Here is a 14,975-nt window from a genome sequence, read left to right as displayed (position 1 = left end):
TTACTGCCAGACGGCAGAGACAGCGTTGCTACAGGGCAAACCCTTATCCGCGCTGGACTGGAAGTTTTTCTTCTTCTCCTGGTGGAAGAACCCGCAGTACGCAATCGACCCGGTAGAGTCTCTGCCGGTGCGCCTGATTGAATACTTCGCTGAGATGGAAGCGAAGCACGGCGTAGTTGTCAATGAGCGCCAGAAAGCATGGTATTACGCCAAAGAGAAAACACTCGGCGATGACATGAAGCGCGAATACCCGACCATTCCGGCTGAGGCGTTCCAGCAGTCGGTCGAGGGCGCGTACTACGCCAAGCAATTCCGCTGGCTCTACACCAACAAGCGGATCGGCCAAATCCCTGATAACTCACACCTGCCGGTCCACACGTTCTGGGATATCGGTGTGGGAGACTCAACGGCGATCTGGTTCGTTCGCGAGGTAGGCAATGAGTTCCACATCATCGACTACTACGAAAACTCCGGTGAGGGCCTGAGGCACTACATGAAGGTGCTGAAGGATAGGGGTTATGAGTACGGTGAGCACTGGGGCCCGCACGACATCGATAACCGTGAATTCGGTGCTGACGCCAAATCCCGCAGAGAACTTGCCCGTGAAGGGTATGAAATCGACGGGCAGGTTTACAGCATGACGTTTCAGGTGGTTCCGAGAGTGGGAATAGACACTGGCATTGAGTCGGTGCGCGAAATCCTTCCGTCCTGTGTATTCGATGAGGAGAAGTGTGCCGAGGGCATATCTCACCTCGAGGGCTACCGCAAGGAGTGGGACGACAAGCGCGGGTGCTGGAAAGATAAACCGCTTCATGACTTCACATCACACGGTGCTGACGGCTTCCGTTACTTTGCAGTAGCGAAGAACAATCACAAGCAGGTCGGCGCAGTATTCTTCTAAGGAGCTCATCAGTGAGTGAACAACAAAGCGAGGTTTCATTCCTCGTTAATGCCCTTGCTGATGCTATCGGGCGGCAGCGCATGCTGTACGCAGGCCAGCCGGGAAATACCAAACGCACGAAGTTGTGGGATGAGTTTGGCTATCCAAACAGTCTCGAGTTCGACCGCTACTACCGGGCCTACGAGCGCAACGCGGTGGCGTTTGCCGCAGTCCATAAGCTTCTCGATTCGTGCTGGGTTGATAACCCGACGATCATCGACGGCGACGGCGGAAAGGAGTCAACCGAGACAACGGACTGGGAAAAGTCAGCCACTAAGCTGCTGAAGAAGCACTGGCCGAAAATTAAGGATGCGGATCGCCGCAATCTTGTTGGCCGGTACTCGGCATTGCTCATTCAGTTCCGCGACGGCAGGGAATGGCATGAGCCGGTAGATCGGGCGAAGGTTAAATCCCTGCGAAATATCGGTAGCGGACCTATCGTTAAGCTAATCCCCGCGTGGGAATCGCAGATCAAGCCAGGCAACTTCGATACCGACACGCTTTCAGAAACGTACGGCCAGCCAGTCTCGTACAACTTCAACGAGCAGCCAGTTGGTGATGATGGCACGTATGGCCCGGTGCGCGGCGTTACCGTGCACCCAGAGAGAATCATCATTCTCTGCGAAGGCTCAGAAGACGAGAACATGCTCTCTGGCGTGCCTTTCCTGCGCGCTGGTTACAACAAACTTCTCGACCTCGAAAAGGTATCTGGTGGTAGTGCCGAAGGTTTCCTGAAGAATGCAAGTCGCCAGCTCGGGATTGCGTTCGACAAAGAAACCAACATTGCGAACCTGTCAAAGCAAGCCATAGAATCTGGCTACAAAGACCTGGGCGAGGCGCTTAACGACAAAGTCGCCAAGATGAACCGTGGCACGGATGCGGCCCTGGTTATGCAGGCCGGCACGCCGTCTGTTCTCTCCGTTGCGGCGGCAGACCCATCCCCGACTTGGACAGTGGCAGCCAACGAGTTTGCATCTTCGATCCAGTGCCCGTTCACCATACTGTTTGGTCAGCAGACGGGGCGACTTGCTTCCGATGAGGACAAAACAGACTGGGCGAAGCGCTGTAACGGCCGCCGCTGGGGATTCCAGTCGACGGTGATCGAGAGCGTGCTTGAGCGCTTTTGGACCGTAGGAGTAATTGACCCGCCATCATCAGGAGAGGTCACGCTGGCATGGTCTGATCTGCTCGCGCCGAGCGAAAAAGAGAAGATTGCCAACATGCAGGCAATGGCCGTCGTGGCGAAAGACACACAGCAGGCATACGGCACTCCGGCGGTGGATGAAAACGAAATCCGCGCAGTCGGTGAGCTGGAGCCTCGCAAGGTTGTGTCGCCACCTAACCCTGATGTAAAGCAAACCGATAAGGATCCGCTGACAGATGATGATGACAGCGCAAACCAGAATCGGGACGCCAATCGTACCGCGCAATAAAGCTGACCCGACGCAATCATCGCGGCAGGTCAGTCGGATGTTCAACGTTATCGAAGATCGGTATCTGAACATTAAGCGCAGGCTGAAGGCACTCTTTGACCAAAGGCTGACAGGACAGCAGCGAGAGGCGAACGCACAGTGGTCATGGATGATGTGCAACAACGAAGGTGCAGAGCCTTCGCTGTATCAGGTCAATGCCGGTAAGTTCATCTATGACATGACAGCTGCTGAACTGGCCGACCTGCTCCAGGTGGTGCAGTCGATTCTGGATGATGAGCTTCTTGAAGGCGGCAGTCAGAACCTGTGGGCGATGGACTACGTCATTGCAGAATATGACCGCGGCACGCTAAACGCCTTCACCAACCTGGCGGTGCAGTCGCAGGCGTACGCCAGTCAGACGACGATCCAGCAGCTTTTAAGCAGCCTCGGCTACCTGAACCAGATAGCGGCGGCAAGACTGACAACGTTCAGTGACTGGAAGGTAATCAGCGACACTGCCCGTGGCGACCTGGCCAACATCATCACCGATGCGGTAGCGCGCGGGGTGAATCCTCGCGAGACGGCCAGCGTCATCAGCAAGCGCCTCGATGTGTCGATGTCGAAGGCAAAGAACATCGCTCAGACTGAGCAGGTCGGCGCACTGCGGCAGGCACAATGGAATGAAACGGACTGGGCCGCTGACCGGCTGGGGCTGAATACCGGATTGCTGTGGCTGTCAGCGCTCAAGCCAACTACGCGAACCTGGCATGCCAGCCGTCACGGTAAGGTCTACACCACGGAAGAGGTGCGAGACTTCTACGCCGAGAACGGCAACCGGTACAACTGCTACTGCAGCCAGATTCCAGTGCTGCTCAACGACGACGGCAGCATCTTCAACGAAGGGCTGGCTGATAAGCTGAAGAAAGAGAGGAAAGCTTGGAAATCCGAGTCGGAGTGATATCATCATGTAAATGATAAAGTTGCTTAAAGGTGAGCAATGAGCAGTGTAACTCCGGCAGAAGTCGGTTCATTCTTTTTATCTCTGGTTGTTCCAATCACCACTGGGGTTGTGGCAGCAGGATTTACTGCATTTTTCGCTCTGAATCGATTTTACAAAGAAAAATGGTGGGAGAAGAAACATGCTGCGTACAATCAATTAATTGATAAATTATTTGAAATCAAAGCAATTTATTCCCATGCCTCAGATTTTTACGAGGCTGAATACAATGCTGGTATGTATGATAGGCCGCCGCCGAAAGGGTCTGTTGATTGGAATACATTCCATCAAATAAAAGCGCAACTCCATCGGTTTTATGTGCTCGCACCAATCTCTCTAAGCAATAATACAAGTGATTTGCTCAATAATTTCTTCAAGCAGGACGCTGATTCCGATCATAGTGTTTACGAAGAGGGTTACCCAGATTTTGTGGCATACAATGATATGACGATTGCGACCCAGCAACTTATTGATGCCATTGTCTTGGACGCTGAAAAAGAACTTAAATTTAAATAACCTCAGAACCCCTGAAGGTCGCTACGGCGGCCTTTTTTATTGCCAGATATCCAATAACGAGGACCCAGCATGAAACGCAACCGCGTTAACGTGCTGACCGTCGTCAACTCCGCTTCAAACATCACCACTGAAACCATCGACGGAAAGCCACACATCGTGGTTCGCGGCATCACGCCTGTCGTGGACGATATCGTGATGAACCGGAAGTTGTACCCGGCAGCAGAAATCGAAAAGGCCTACAACACGCTCGAGTGTAACCCGATGCCGCTGGGCCACCCGAAAGTGGACGGCAAGCATGTATCGGCGCGCGATGTCCGGGCGGTGAACGAGTATCACGTCGGGGCCTGGCTACAGAACGTCAGCCACAAAGACGGGAAGGTGATGGGCGACATGTACGTTAACCGCCAGTACGCCGAGTCGAGCGACAAGGGCAAGCGCCTGATCAACCGCCTGGATGAGATGCTGGCCGGCACCAACTCTGACCCGATTCACATCTCCACAGGACTGCTCTATTCCGGTGTCGCCGCCAACGGCGAATCGAAGGGCAAGAAGTACAACGAGATCGCCACCAACATGATGTTTGACCATGTGGCGGTGCTGCTCGATGAGCCTGGCGCCGGTACGCCGGAAGAGGGCGTGGGCATTTTCGTTAACTCAGAAGGTGATGAGCAGCAGATTGAAGTTGCCCGCCTGGCTGATGGCATCGACTGCACCCGAGACGGCCTGCTCAACAAGACAAAATTTTTCTTCACCAACGCCTCTAACTTCTCATTCGACGATATCTCCCGCGCTATCAGCGACAAGCTGCGCGAGGGTGATACCGAAGATAAGTGGCTTTGGCCTGAAACGGTGTGGCCGGACAGCTTTATCTACCGCAATGACACCAAATACCTGAAGCAAAAGTACCTCATCGATGACGACGGCAAGGCCGTGTTCGTCGGCGAACCTGTAGAAGTCGTGCGCAAACCCACTGAGTACGAGATTAAAACCAACGGAGAGAACGATCCGATGAAAGAACTGATTATCAATGCGCTGCAAGCCGCTGGTAAGCCGACTGAAGGCAAGTCCGACGCCGAGCTGATGGACGCATACAACCAGATGAAGGCCGAAGAAGCCACCGCCAAGAAAAAAGGCGATGAAGAAATCGACCCGGAAACCGGTAAGCCCAAGAAAAAAGAGCAGGCCACCAATAACGAAGAGATGCCAGCGTGGGCGAAAACACTCGCCGATCGCGTGGACGTCGTTTTCAACAGCCTGAACGCGAACGCCGACAAAGAGAAAGGCGAAAAGCGCGCGGCTGTGAAGTTGGCGATGAACATGAGCGATGAAGAAGTCGCAGATCTGGACGGCAAGGCACTCGACGCCATGTATGCCAAGTGCCAGACCTCCTTCGGCCTGAACGGTGCGTTCCGCCAGGCTACTAACACCCAATCAGTCAGCGAAATGCCGGAGTAAAAAATGGCTAAAGACGGAAAGCATATTATCCACGCCGGCGGCGTGTTCCCTAATCCGCTGCTTAACCGCGAAGGCGGGGCGGCTGCATCGACTCTGCCTGGTACTGTTGGCTTCTTCAGTACTGCTGACAAGTTCACGGCCTCTGTGGTCGGGGCAGAATCCGCCATCAAGTATGTGGCAAACAAATACTACCTGCGCTGCCTGAGTGTTGATGACGCAATCCCAGCCAATGAATTGGTTGTTGGTATTCATCCGCTGCCTGGCATGTTCCTAAATGTGCGAGCAGCAGCGGGCACTTACACCAAAGGCCAGCCGGTTGCAGTAGCCAACGGTCAGATCACTGCGGTTGTAGATGATGCCGCCGTATTCGCTTATGTCGAAGAAGATAAAGCAGTCACTGCGGTGGCGGGCGATCTGATTCGCGTTGTGTTCAAATAAGGAGCACTGAATGTTTGTATTCTCCAAGTCTATCGGCGAGAAGACCGGTAACCTCGCGGTAAACCAGGCGCAATGGCGCGCTCTCGAACTTGAGCGAAACGCCAGTGCTCAGGCAGCAGCTGATTTTCTGGCGCGCACTCAGTTCCGTGGCGATGCAGAAAACGCTCCTTATCTTGATGCGGTGAACGCAGTTGACGATATTCGTCGCCTGTATCGCGCTTTCGACACAACTGTTCTTCAGCAGTTCGAGCCGAATACCGAGTTCACTCTGCTGAACGATCTAATGCCGCTTTCTCGCTCCGTTCGAATCGAACAGTCTCGTTACGACTACGCTCGTACCGGTGGACGCGGCTGGGCTCACACTTCCATGTCCGGACAGGTCGGCGCGGCACTCGATGCTCGTAGCTATTCCTTCGATGGCACCATGGTGCCTATCCACGACTCGGGCTTTAAGTTCGAATGGCGTGATCCAATCTTCAACAGCCCGCAGGCATTGCAGTCGCAGGCTGATGCGCAGCGTGGTTCGGTTGAAGACGTTCAGCGTCGTTACGTTGACTACATCTTCAACGGCTTCCGCGATAAGGCTGGCAACTTCGCAGTATTCGACGGCCTGACCTGGAAAGGGCTGCGTGACGATGAGCGTGTAGCGCAGATCGACCTTGGCGCTTCCGGCCTTAACATCGACTTCACCTCTGGTACCGCAACGTCTCAGGCTATCCGCGCCGGGGCAATCGCACTGCGTGATCAGATGCGTCGCGTAAACAACCAGTATGCAGAGCAAACCTGGTACGTATCCGGAGAAATCATCTCCAACCTGGAACGCTACTTCTCCGACAACTTCCAGTCCGGAACGATCATGGATGAAATCCTGAAGCTGACCGGCGTTGCGGCGATTAAAGAAGACAGCCAACTGTCAGGTAACGAAATCGTCATCGTTCCGCTGTCTGCTGGCGTCATTGCTCCAATCGTCGGCCAGGCTATCGGTACCGTTGCATCTCCGCGTCCTGAGTACAACAGCGACTACATCTGGCGCACCTGGGGTGCAATGGGGTTGATGGTCAAGCAGGACATCAACAACAAATACTCCGTAATTCACGCATCAAGCTAAGGATAAATCATGGCACTGGTAGAAATCGTGGCAAGCAACCTGCACGCCGGTGCCAACCTCCGCAAGCTGGAGGTTGGTTCAGTGGTGGATGTGGACGATGCAACAGCTGAGCGCTGGATCAGCACTGGCAAGGCGAAGGAGACCGACAAGAAGAAAGGCGAGAAGCTTACCTTCGAAGTGGCTACTCCTTCAGCTCCTGCGACAGATCTGACGGCCATTCAAAAGCAACTCGCCGACGCACTGGAGCAGAACCAAAAGCTAATCGCCGATGGTGAAGCTAAAGACAAGGCTCATGCTGACGCACTGGCAGTAGAAACAAAACGCGCCGACGATGCCGAAGCAGCACTGGCGGAAGCAATCAAGAAGGCGAAATAACCATGGCTGACCCAATCACAGCGGCAGACGTGCAGGCGTTCCTCGGTGAATTGGGTTACTCAGGAGGGTATAAAACATGGCTGTAGTGCAGATAACGGCGGCGCAGGTTAAACAGCAGTTGTCTGCGCTTGGCTATACCACCGTTCCTGACTTCATGATCGACGCCTACCTGTGCAAGCTGGCGAAGATAGAACCCTGCCTGATTGCCGCCGGTTACGACGATTGCGATCTGATGCTCATCCAAGTGTACGCAGTCACCTTGATGGCTCTGACGGCGTACACGCAGCGGATTAAGTCGCAGGGCGCTCCGTCCGGTGCCTCTCGCTCGTTTGACTACGGCGAGAGCGTGCTCAACATGCGTGACGCGCTGCTGGCGCTGGATACGTCTGGCTGTACATCAGGATTACCCATTGATGTCGGTCAGAAAGTAGGGTTGTTTCTCGTTGTTGGTGGGTGTTAGTGCTGATAAAATATCCACGCGGCTAGGCTGATCACCGAAAGCAGAGATCGTAGACTCTGTTGCCGCAACCTCAATCTACGCGACCTTGCTACGAGGGTTACATGGATATCTGCACAGAAAAAAATCTTCCTGTGGACTACCTGCGAAAGCTGCTTGATTACGATGCACTTACTGGCGTTGTTAAATGGAAGCCCCGCGCTTTAGAGCATTTCAAAAGCGAGCGAGATTCTAAAATTTGGAACACTCGCTATGCTGGCACTGTTGTAGGGGTTCAGAATCGCAGGGGATACCTGGTATTCAAGCTTAATAAGCGATGCTACAGGCTTCATCGTGTTGTCTGGGCGATTCACTACAATGAGCACCCAGAAATCTTTATCGACCACATTAACGGTGATAAGCGGGATAACAGGATATCCAATCTGCGTCTCGTCGATGCTGAGGGTAATGCCAGAAATCGTAAAACTCCTTCGTCAAATTCATCTGGGATTATCGGCGTTAGGTGGGATAAGCGATATGGAACCTGGAAAAGCACCATTGGCGATGAAGGAGAGGATGTGTCTCTTGGCTCATTCGATAACCTTCTTGATGCCGCTGCGGCAAGAAAATCAGCAGAGGTGAGGTTCGGTTATCACCGAAACCATGGCAGATAACAAGACTTCAAACGACCAACCGCCTCCGGGCGGTTTTTTATTGGGCGCAATTCATGAACTGGAAATCAGTTAAGCACGGCCTGCCACGCTCATTCACCCGCGTCTGGGTGATGACCGATACCGGGCGGGAGACTACCGGCTACGTGAAATCGGACGGCGAGTGGCATATCAACTGCCCGCGCATCCGGGCGACTGGCGCCAAGGTGATGAGGTGGAAAGAATGAAGCGAGGCGGGTTACTGAAAAACAGCAGACTTTATCGTGTTGGCGAAGTCGTTATGGACTCTTGCATCCCACCGACCGCCATTAAGCGCAGTGAGCAACTTAAAGGCCAGGGAGGAAACGTAACGGTTGTCCTGCGCTGGAAGGAGGGCTGATGTCGAGCATTGCTTCGTGGAGCTATACAGCCACTGCAACCGTCTGGCGCAAACAGAACGGTGTGACCGACGAATACGGCGATCCAGTTAATGGGTACGCCGCACCTGAAGTAATCATGTGCGATTACGAAGGCGGTTTGTCAAAGCGTATCGGCAGCCTTGGCGCTGAAATCGTCGTTAAGAACACCGTCTGGACAGAGTTCGCGCTGGCGTCCGCCGGTGATTATCTGCTGATTGGCGAATCGACCGAAGCGGACCCGGTTGTCGCTGGTGCCGACGAGGTGCGGCAGGTTATCCGCTACGCCGACACGTTCGAGCGACTAGCGGATGACTATGCAATTTTGACAGGCATCTAGCCATGGGTATCAAAGTTAAAGGTATCGATCAGACCATTGCTAAGTTGAACCGCATGATTGGTGACGTTAAAAGCGTACGCATCATCCGGGCTTTGTACCTGGCATCCGAACAGGTTCTTGAGTCAGCTGCTGTGATAACGCCAATAGACACATCAACCCTCGTTAACTCTCGGTTTATCGATTTTGATTCAAGCGGCAATCGAATTACGGCAAAGGTTGGGTTTTCAGCCTCGTATGCAGCCTATGTTCATGATGCACCAGGCAAGTTGAAGGGCCAACCAAGGGCGCACTTCGGCACCACCAGATCAGGCAAGCAGTTTGGTGGTGGGACAGAGCAAGGCGTTTATTGGGGGCCTGGGGGCGAGCCGCAATTCCTGAAAAAAGCTTTTGAACAGGTTAAGCCACGAATCCCTGAAATTATTGCAAAAGGCATGAAGAAATGACCCCACCAATGGCCGACCGAGTACGTTCAATGCTGGTTTCTGCCGGACTTACGACGGCCTTTACCTGTCAGAGTTTTTTCTGGGATGACAGTGGCAATAAGTCTGAGGCATTCATGGTCTTTAAGCCAGCTGGAGGGGGCATACTCCGTCAGGATGAAGGTGGAACATACATGGTTCAACTGGATGTGATCAGTGCCATTAATGAGGACCGCAAAGCGAATACCGCAGCTATGAGCATTATTGATTACGTACAGGCTAATCCTATTGCGGACCCCTGCATCGGATACATCGAGTCCTACGGTATGCCTCAACCAATGCTAACAGCAGAGGGGCGGGCGGTATTTTCGCTGCGCTTCCGCTGCGTATACGGCGAATAACCCTATCCACAACCATCAGGCTGCCATCCGGTGGCCTTTTTTATTTGAGAGGTACACATGCAAGGCTGTGCTAATGATTTTGGCAAGCTGATCGGGAAAGTAGCTGTGCTACGCATGGCCTTTGGCTGCCCCGACGCAGTGCCATCGCTTTCTGAATGGAAGCGTCTCGGCGCGATGACCACGAAAGGTTTCGATTACTCAATGAATACAGTCAGCTCTGAGGCTGATGATTCAAAGGGTCTGGTTGAAAACCTGGTCAACAACATGGACTTTACAGTCTCCGGTGACGGCGAGTTCCGCAAGAACGATAAGTCTGTAGAGATTGGCGCGATCCACATGTCGAAATACATTTTCGATGAAGTGCAGGCTGGCCGTCAGCCAACCGTCTGGGTTCGTTTTGATTTTGCCGGGGAAGACGCTGGCACTTATATCATGGGGTATTTCAACACCACCTCGTGGTCAGGTGACTTCGGAACCAGTGATATTTCAACTTTCTCCGGTGAGTGGAAAGTCTACGATGCCGACACGGTTGTGTTTGAGATCGCTGGAGATGCGCTCGCCTTCACAACCAACCTTCCTTCAACGAAAACCGTTGCGACTGGATCGGCGCTCAACATCAGCGTAGCTGTTACAGGCGGTACAGCTCCGTATACGTATGTCTGGAAAAAAGATGGCTCAGCAGTGAGCGGTCAGACTACAGCGACGTTCAACAAGGCGAGCGCAGTCTCGGGTGATGCTGGTTCATATACCTGTGAAGTTACCGACTCTGCTGGCACGCCAGTAAAAATCACTTCAAACGCCTGCGCTGTCACTGTCAGCTAATGGCTATTCCAAAGGGCAGCGTGCTGCCCTTGATAATAATCATTAAGGCAAGAGCATGATCCCGTTAACAGACATTGGTGAGGTTGTCCTTTCAAGCCGAAAGGATGGCGAGAAAGAGTACCTTCTAAGGCCATCATTCGCTGCAATGACCAGAATCGGTTCGCCGGAAGAGATCGTTGCGGCATACGCAACCATCCATGGCAGTGATGTGCAAAACCTGATTGCAGCATGCGCTTCTAATCTTGGGCGTCTTCCTGAGTGGCTATCACCACAACTTTATCGCATGGCTGAAAAGATCCTTTCTGTTTCCATGCAGGTGGTTCAGGCGTGCTGTGAAGATGATTTAACCCCGATCATAGGGGAGTGGAAAGGGTGGTCAAGATACATAGTTTACCGGCCCGGCGCGCTAAGCCGTAATGACATTATTGTCATCGCCCAACACCTAATGTCCCATGGCGTTATAGGTAAAGCCAAGGTCAGGAAGTTGCAGCGGCATGAAACCAACTCGACAACAACAGCATTCAACGCCATTGAGTATATCAATGCTGCCCGCACTCATTTCGAAATGACGCGTGAAGATGCCGCGCACCTGACGATGACGGAGTTTGCGCTGCTTCTGAACGCGAAATATCCAGACCAGAAAGGGCTGACTCGAGAGGAATACGACGCAGTAATGGATGATGACGAGCGTCGCTGGCAAGAAAAAATGATGCGCGAACAGCAAGAACGGTCAATGAAGTAGTAGCTAACATATCCATGGAGAACAGCAATGTCGGAAAATTTAGGTGGTATTGATATCACCATCGCATTGGATACCGCTCAACTTCTTGACGGTGCCAAGGATGTGCAGAACGCGCTGAGTCAGATAGACAGTTCATCAAAAAAGACTGGCCAAGAACTCGATGGGCTTGATAACAGCACGTCTCAAACAGGGTCCGCGTTTACTGAGCTTGCTGGTTACGCCAACTCCATGGACAACCAGCTGCGCAAGCTGAACACCAACGTGAGCGGAATCGCCCGCGCAATGGAAGAGGCCCGCAGCGGTACCGGCGGTGCTAGCAGTGAATTCAGCCGTGCCGAATCCATCATCGAGGCGCTGGGTAACCAGTTGGCTGTGCTGGACGAAGCGCAGGAGAATGGCGCGCGTAGTGCCGCAGTCCTGGCTGCACAGTTGCGTGCAGGGTCGAAAGCCACCGACGAAGAAAAACAGAAGATCGGCGAGCTTACTGGTCGCCTGTATGACATGAAGACTGGCGTTGAAAATGGCGCGAAGGGCACTGGAAACTGGAAAACCAGCATGCAGCAGGCCGGGTACCAGGTTCAGGACTTCATCGTACAGGTGCAGGGCGGGCAGTCTGCGCTGGTGGCGTTTGCTCAACAGGGCTCGCAACTAGCTGGCGCATTCGGACCTGGCGGCGCGGTGGTTGGCGCCATAATCGCGCTTGGTTCGGTACTGGCAGGCGTGCTGATTACTTCGCTGAATGGCGGTAAGAACGCCATGGATGCGCTGAAAGACGCAGCTGAAGCGATGGATAAGGTGATCACCATTTCATCGCAAGGTGTGGCCGCACTTTCAGACAAATATGCCGCCCTGGCGCGCGTAAATGCCGACGTAGCTACTTTGCTGAGAAATCAGGCGCTGCTCGAGTATAACCAGGCCATCTCAAAGATTCCGAAGGCCATTAGTGACGCGTCTGATGCTTTCATCACTTTAGGTGATCGCGCACTGGCGGCGGTGGGCGGTGCTTCGCCAAGCATCAAGAAATTCAACGATGAGCTGTCAGCTCTTGGCGTAACCACCACTGACTGGAGTCAGGCCATTCAACAGGCCAACAGCCAGGGACAATATGCCTCAGGTATTGTTAACTCGCTTTCTGCAACGGTGAGCACCCTTTCATCACGCCTCGGCATCAGCAAGCAATCAGCGTTTGATCTGGCAAGAGAACTATCAGATCTGAGCAATAACCCGTCTCCGGAAGCACTTCAGGAACTGGCGAAAAAACTCCAGGAAATGCAGTCCTCATCCAAAGATGGGCAGTCAGCTATTGCTGAACTGGCAGGTAAGCTTGTTGATCTGGCAAGAGAGGCAGCCAACGCGAAGATCAACGTAGACAGCCTGAATAATTCCACGGATAACCTTACCGCCGGACAGAAGAACCTGATCAAACAGTCTGAGCGTAACCTGGCACTATCGAAGCTCCAGGGTGAGGCTCGCGCACGGTTGCAGGCTCAATATGCTGCCGAAGATGCCGGATTCGCTAAGGATGATCCGCACGCCAAACAGATGGAGGATGACGCTGCCGCTACGTATAAAAACACGCAGGCGCAGAAGACTCTCCAGTCCGAGCAGAAGAAGGGGGCCTCCCAGGCTGAGTCTATAGCTCAGAAGCTGGCGAACCTGAAACAGCAATCAGAATTGGCAGCTGATTCAACGGAGGAGCTAAGCAGAGAGCAGGCCATATTACGTGCTCAGCAGTCACTGGGTAATTCTGCAACCCAGGAGCAAATCAAAAAGGCCGGTGAATATGCAGCAAAAGCATGGGATGCATCAGCAGCAGCAAAAGGGGTAACAGAAGCACTTAAGGCAATGCCTTTGCAGGCGGAGAATAAATCCTACGCCGAATCCATGCAAAATCTGAAGGCCGCACTGAACGCTGGGAAAATAGATCTCAAGGAGTATAACGCTGCCACGGAGAAAATGGCGCTCGAGCACCAGAATAACCTCGCCAAGATTAACGCCCAGGCCACAGTCAATCCGGTAGCTTCTGCCCGAGCCGAAGTTGACCCGGTACAGCAACTGGTGAACGAAAATAACCAGAAGTTAGCCCTGATGCAGCAATATCAGCAGCAGGAACAGGCGATACTCCAGCAAAGTTACCAAAAAGGGAAAATAAATTACGATCAGTTCGTTGCTGCAAAGGCAGCTACCGATGCCCAGTACCTTGCCTTAAAGACTGCGCAGGAAAACCAGTTCAATGAGCAGATGACAGCCGCTCAGTGGCAATTGCTCAGTCAACAAGGTCTTGGTTATGAAATGCTGACAAGCGCGGTGGATGCGTTTTCAGGTAATGCATCTAATGCGTTAACCGGGCTGATCACCGGAACGATGTCAGCGCAGGATGCTATGCGCTCACTCGGTAACACGATGCTGAATAGCGTGGTCAATGCGCTAGTCCAGGTTGGAGTTGAGGCTCTCAAAAACTTCATTATCGGTCAGACATTGGGCGCAGCAGCTACTGCTGCTGGAGCATCTCAGGCGGCGATTCTCGCTTCGGCCTGGGCTCCAGCAGCTGCCCTTGCGAGTCTGGCATCATTCGGTGCGAACTCTGTTCCCGCAATGGCCGGGATAGCTTCAACCGTAGGGTTGTCGAAGACGCTGGCGGTTGCTGGCGCAAGGAAGAACGGTGGACCTGTATCTGCTGGCAGCATGTACCAGGTCGGCGAAGGCGGAATGCCGGAGATTTACCAGGCCAGCACCGGTAAGCAGTACATGATACCGGGCGACAATGGCAGGGTGATCAGCAATAAGGACATGACTGCCGGAGGCGGTGGAATTCAGGTTAGCGTCATATTCAATGATATGTCATCAGGACAGCATATGTATGACGCCAGAGCCACGCAAGCTGGAAATACTCTGACTGTCGAGGCGTTCGTTGCCGATATGAACAATGGGGGCATTATGAGTCAGGCAATCACAGGAAATACTACTGCCAAACGCACGCCAAGGGGTCAGGGCTGATGCCAATTATCGACTATCCCGACTGGCTGCCGCTGGCGCAGAAGGCCAGCAAAAACATGACTCTCGATACCGGGTTTCAGGCCGATCAGCCAGCGGTCGGCCCGGCTATCTTCGAGAATCAAACCGACGACCTGAAAGTGACCTGGTCACTGACGTGGATCTTCACTCTGGCGCAGGAACGCACTTTCCAGCAGTGGCTACGCAGCCCGAACTATCTCAACCGAGGCCTGAACTGGTTCCGGATGAACATCAATCTGGGCGGCAGTGGCCTCCAGTTGCAGGAGCTTCACTTCACGCAGATGCCGGTGCAAACCAGTATCGACGGCGGGGTGGTGACATGGACAGGAACCGTTATTGCCAACCATCTGTACAACGCTGACGACGAGTTTGACGACATCATTGTTGAGCTGCCGCCGCCGTGGCCTTCAGTGCTTGATATCGTGGTGACTGGCTATCCGGACGGACGCGATCCGGAAAGTCTGCCTCGAGTTGTTTGATTTTCATCCATAAG

General features: G+C 53.3%; 17 protein-coding genes and 1 pseudogene. All 18 read left to right on the top strand.

Annotated features, from left to right (window positions below):
- Window positions 1-901 (top strand): annotated as a pseudogene (locus tag APU11_RS21545) (terminase); the annotation flags it as partial.
- A gap of 11 nt (window positions 902-912) precedes the next feature.
- On the top strand, window positions 913-2,373 hold the full coding sequence (locus APU11_RS21540; protein ID WP_006808959.1) for a phage portal protein: 1,461 nt from the start codon (window positions 913-915) through the stop codon (window positions 2,371-2,373).
- Complete coding sequence (locus tag APU11_RS21535; RefSeq protein ID WP_170955167.1) at window positions 2,327-3,310, top strand: phage minor head protein; 984 nt, start codon at window positions 2,327-2,329, stop codon at window positions 3,308-3,310. Before APU11_RS21540 ends, APU11_RS21535 begins: the two co-directional genes overlap by 47 nt.
- A 39-nt stretch (window positions 3,311-3,349) precedes the next feature.
- On the top strand, window positions 3,350-3,865 hold the full coding sequence (locus APU11_RS21530) for a hypothetical protein (protein ID WP_058650867.1): 516 nt from the start codon (window positions 3,350-3,352) through the stop codon (window positions 3,863-3,865).
- A gap of 69 nt (window positions 3,866-3,934) precedes the next feature.
- Window positions 3,935-5,320: a hypothetical protein gene (locus APU11_RS21525; RefSeq protein ID WP_058650865.1), complete on the top strand. Its 1,386-nt coding sequence runs from the start codon at window positions 3,935-3,937 to the stop codon at window positions 5,318-5,320.
- A gap of 3 nt (window positions 5,321-5,323) precedes the next feature.
- Window positions 5,324-5,758: a hypothetical protein gene (locus APU11_RS21520; protein WP_058650863.1), complete on the top strand. Its 435-nt coding sequence runs from the start codon at window positions 5,324-5,326 to the stop codon at window positions 5,756-5,758.
- A gap of 10 nt (window positions 5,759-5,768) precedes the next feature.
- Window positions 5,769-6,866, top strand: coding sequence for a major capsid protein (locus tag APU11_RS21515; RefSeq protein WP_058650861.1), 1,098 nt, complete (start codon window positions 5,769-5,771; stop codon window positions 6,864-6,866).
- Window positions 6,867-6,875: 9 nt separating this feature from the next.
- Window positions 6,876-7,241 (top strand): hypothetical protein, encoded by a 366-nt coding sequence (locus APU11_RS21510; RefSeq protein WP_058650859.1) that lies wholly within the window; start codon window positions 6,876-6,878, stop codon window positions 7,239-7,241.
- Window positions 7,242-7,317: 76 nt separating this feature from the next.
- Window positions 7,318-7,701 (top strand): hypothetical protein, encoded by a 384-nt coding sequence (locus APU11_RS21505; RefSeq protein WP_023306305.1) that lies wholly within the window; start codon window positions 7,318-7,320, stop codon window positions 7,699-7,701.
- 101 nt (window positions 7,702-7,802) lie between these two features.
- Entirely contained in the window at window positions 7,803-8,351 is a 549-nt protein-coding gene (locus tag APU11_RS21500) for an HNH endonuclease (protein WP_023306304.1), read from the top strand.
- Between the two features lie 53 nt (window positions 8,352-8,404).
- On the top strand, window positions 8,405-8,575 hold the full coding sequence (locus tag APU11_RS21495) for a hypothetical protein (RefSeq protein WP_045889161.1): 171 nt from the start codon (window positions 8,405-8,407) through the stop codon (window positions 8,573-8,575).
- Window positions 8,576-8,726: 151 nt separating this feature from the next.
- Window positions 8,727-9,083: a hypothetical protein gene (locus APU11_RS21490; RefSeq protein ID WP_045889160.1), complete on the top strand. Its 357-nt coding sequence runs from the start codon at window positions 8,727-8,729 to the stop codon at window positions 9,081-9,083.
- Window positions 9,084-9,085: 2 nt separating this feature from the next.
- Window positions 9,086-9,526 carry a hypothetical protein gene (locus APU11_RS21485; protein WP_045889159.1) on the top strand — a complete coding sequence of 147 codons (441 nt, stop codon included), beginning with the start codon at window positions 9,086-9,088 and terminating at the stop codon, window positions 9,524-9,526.
- Window positions 9,523-9,903, top strand: a complete 381-nt coding sequence (locus APU11_RS21480) for a hypothetical protein (RefSeq protein WP_045889158.1) — start codon at window positions 9,523-9,525, stop codon at window positions 9,901-9,903. The genes APU11_RS21485 and APU11_RS21480 overlap by 4 nt, the downstream gene beginning before the upstream one ends.
- A gap of 57 nt (window positions 9,904-9,960) precedes the next feature.
- Window positions 9,961-10,725: an immunoglobulin domain-containing protein gene (locus tag APU11_RS21475; RefSeq protein ID WP_045889157.1), complete on the top strand. Its 765-nt coding sequence runs from the start codon at window positions 9,961-9,963 to the stop codon at window positions 10,723-10,725.
- A gap of 55 nt (window positions 10,726-10,780) precedes the next feature.
- A complete protein-coding gene (locus APU11_RS21470; RefSeq protein WP_045889156.1) occupies window positions 10,781-11,467 on the top strand; it encodes a DUF6246 family protein in 687 nt (228 codons plus the stop codon).
- A 27-nt stretch (window positions 11,468-11,494) separates the two neighbouring features.
- Window positions 11,495-14,464, top strand: coding sequence for a hypothetical protein (locus tag APU11_RS21465; protein WP_058650858.1), 2,970 nt, complete (start codon window positions 11,495-11,497; stop codon window positions 14,462-14,464).
- Entirely contained in the window at window positions 14,464-14,961 is a 498-nt protein-coding gene (locus APU11_RS21460; protein WP_058650856.1) for a hypothetical protein, read from the top strand. The genes APU11_RS21465 and APU11_RS21460 overlap by 1 nt, the downstream gene beginning before the upstream one ends.
- Window positions 14,962-14,975 lie beyond the last annotated feature (14 nt).

The organism is Enterobacter sp. 50793107, from assembly GCF_001463365.1.
Classification (GTDB): Bacteria; Pseudomonadota; Gammaproteobacteria; order Enterobacterales; family Enterobacteriaceae; genus Enterobacter; species Enterobacter cloacae.
The sequence above is the reverse complement of the archived record's forward strand: the minus strand, read 5'-3'. Positions and strand labels throughout refer to the sequence as shown.

What these genes read in the sequence shown, in the direction of transcription:
- APU11_RS21485 (WP_045889159.1), top strand. Translation starts at nt 9,086, where the DNA reads ATGGGTATCAAAGTTAAAGGTATCGATCAGACCATTGCTAAGTTGAAC.
- APU11_RS21470 (WP_045889156.1), top strand. Translation starts at nt 10,781, where the DNA reads ATGATCCCGTTAACAGACATTGGTGAGGTTGTCCTTTCAAGCCGAAAG.
- APU11_RS21525 (WP_058650865.1), top strand. Translation starts at nt 3,935, where the DNA reads ATGAAACGCAACCGCGTTAACGTGCTGACCGTCGTCAACTCCGCTTCA.
- APU11_RS21505 (WP_023306305.1), top strand. Translation starts at nt 7,318, where the DNA reads ATGGCTGTAGTGCAGATAACGGCGGCGCAGGTTAAACAGCAGTTGTCT.
- APU11_RS21530 (WP_058650867.1), top strand. Translation starts at nt 3,350, where the DNA reads ATGAGCAGTGTAACTCCGGCAGAAGTCGGTTCATTCTTTTTATCTCTG.
- APU11_RS21475 (WP_045889157.1), top strand. Translation starts at nt 9,961, where the DNA reads ATGCAAGGCTGTGCTAATGATTTTGGCAAGCTGATCGGGAAAGTAGCT.
- APU11_RS21465 (WP_058650858.1), top strand. Translation starts at nt 11,495, where the DNA reads ATGTCGGAAAATTTAGGTGGTATTGATATCACCATCGCATTGGATACC.
- APU11_RS21480 (WP_045889158.1), top strand. Translation starts at nt 9,523, where the DNA reads ATGACCCCACCAATGGCCGACCGAGTACGTTCAATGCTGGTTTCTGCC.
- APU11_RS21495 (WP_045889161.1), top strand. Translation starts at nt 8,405, where the DNA reads ATGAACTGGAAATCAGTTAAGCACGGCCTGCCACGCTCATTCACCCGC.
- APU11_RS21510 (WP_058650859.1), top strand. Translation starts at nt 6,876, where the DNA reads ATGGCACTGGTAGAAATCGTGGCAAGCAACCTGCACGCCGGTGCCAAC.
- APU11_RS21515 (WP_058650861.1), top strand. Translation starts at nt 5,769, where the DNA reads ATGTTTGTATTCTCCAAGTCTATCGGCGAGAAGACCGGTAACCTCGCG.
- APU11_RS21535 (WP_170955167.1), top strand. Translation starts at nt 2,327, where the DNA reads ATGACAGCGCAAACCAGAATCGGGACGCCAATCGTACCGCGCAATAAA.
- APU11_RS21520 (WP_058650863.1), top strand. Translation starts at nt 5,324, where the DNA reads ATGGCTAAAGACGGAAAGCATATTATCCACGCCGGCGGCGTGTTCCCT.
- APU11_RS21500 (WP_023306304.1), top strand. Translation starts at nt 7,803, where the DNA reads ATGGATATCTGCACAGAAAAAAATCTTCCTGTGGACTACCTGCGAAAG.
- APU11_RS21460 (WP_058650856.1), top strand. Translation starts at nt 14,464, where the DNA reads ATGCCAATTATCGACTATCCCGACTGGCTGCCGCTGGCGCAGAAGGCC.
- APU11_RS21490 (WP_045889160.1), top strand. Translation starts at nt 8,727, where the DNA reads ATGTCGAGCATTGCTTCGTGGAGCTATACAGCCACTGCAACCGTCTGG.